The sequence below is a fragment of the Streptomyces sp. UNOC14_S4 genome (assembly GCF_020740835.1).
Lineage (GTDB): Bacteria > Actinomycetota > Actinomycetes > Streptomycetales > Streptomycetaceae > Streptomyces.
The window spans coordinates 1-1,299 of record NZ_JAINFC010000928.1 but is presented as its reverse complement, the minus strand read 5'-3'; the positions used below and the strand labels follow the sequence as shown (position 1 = coordinate 1,299).

The following is a 1,299-nucleotide window of genomic DNA, read 5'->3' as shown; positions in this document are numbered from 1 at the left end:
ATATTTGTATAAGATCCAGGCCTCGCTGTGCACGACGCCTCCCGCTGATCGTCGCCGGAGGCGGCGTCGTGCACAGCGAGGCCGAGGCCGCGCTCGCCCGCCTCGCCGAGACCACCGGCATCCCCGTCGCCGCCACCCAGGCGGGCAAGGGCGCGCTGCCCCACCACCACCCCCGCGACGTCGGCGGCATCGGCCACACCGGTACCGCCGTCGCCGACGAACTCGCCCGCACCGCCGACCTCGTCATCGGCGTCGGCACCCGCTACAGCGACTTCACCACCGCCTCCGGCACCCTCTTCGCCGTGCCCGGCGTCCGCTTCGTCAACCTCAACATCACCTCCTTCGACGCCCACAAGCTCGCCGCGCTGCCCCTCGTCGCCGACGCCCGCGCGGGGCTCGACGCGCTGTGCGCCGCCCTCGACGGCCACCGCGTCGACGCGGCGTACGAGCAGGAGTACGCCAAGGGCAAGGCCGCCTGGGACGAGGCCGTCAACCGGGCCTTCGCCCGGCCCGACCACGCCGCGCGCCCCACCCAGGCCCAGGTGCTGGGCGCCCTCGACCGCGTCGTCGGCCCCTCCGACGTGATCGTCAACGCGGCCGGGTCGCTCCCCGGTGACCTCCACAAGCTCTGGCGCCCGCGCGGCCGCCGCGACTACCACCTCGAATACGGCTACTCCTGCATGGGATACGAGATCCCCGCCGCGATCGGCGTCCGCATGGCGAGCCCCGACCGCCCGGTGTGGGCGCTCGTCGGCGACGGCACGTACCTGATGATGCCGACCGAGCTCGTCACCGCCGTCCAGGAGGGCATCCCCATCAAGGTGGTGCTGCTCCAGAACCACGGCTACGCCTCGATCGGCGGGCTGTCGGCGTCCGTCGGCGCCGAACGCTTCGGCACGGCGTACCGCTTCCGCGGGCCGGACGGGGGGTACACGGGCGACCCGCTCCCCGTCGATCTCGCCGCGAACGCGGCCTCCCTGGGCCTGGACGTGCTGCGGCCCGGAAGCGTCGGCGAGCTGGAGGACGCGCTGGCCGAGGCGCGGGCCGCGACCCGTCCCACATGTGTCTATGTCGAGACCGAAACGGCCGACACAGTGCCGGGGGTGCCGGCCGCACAGGCGTGGTGGGATGTGCCTGTCGCCGAGACCGCGTCGCGGTCTGCGGCGGTTGCCGCTCGTACGGAGTACGAGCGGCGGGCGGCCGCTCGGCGTCGTTATCTCTAGCTCCGTGGTTGCGCCTACCGGGTTGCCTCCTGGGGCCCGGTGTGCGACTGCGGGTTCGTTGTGGTTCCTCGCGCAG

The 1,299-nt window shown here is 73.3% G+C and carries 1 protein-coding gene; it reads left to right on the top strand.

What is annotated here, in order from left to right; all coding sequences use genetic code 11:
- Positions 1-1,223, top strand: a 1,223-nt coding sequence (locus K6I34_RS37090; RefSeq protein ID WP_229332409.1) for a thiamine pyrophosphate-dependent enzyme, incomplete at its 5' end; no start/stop codon positions are given.
- Between the last annotated feature and the right edge of the window lie 76 nt (positions 1,224-1,299).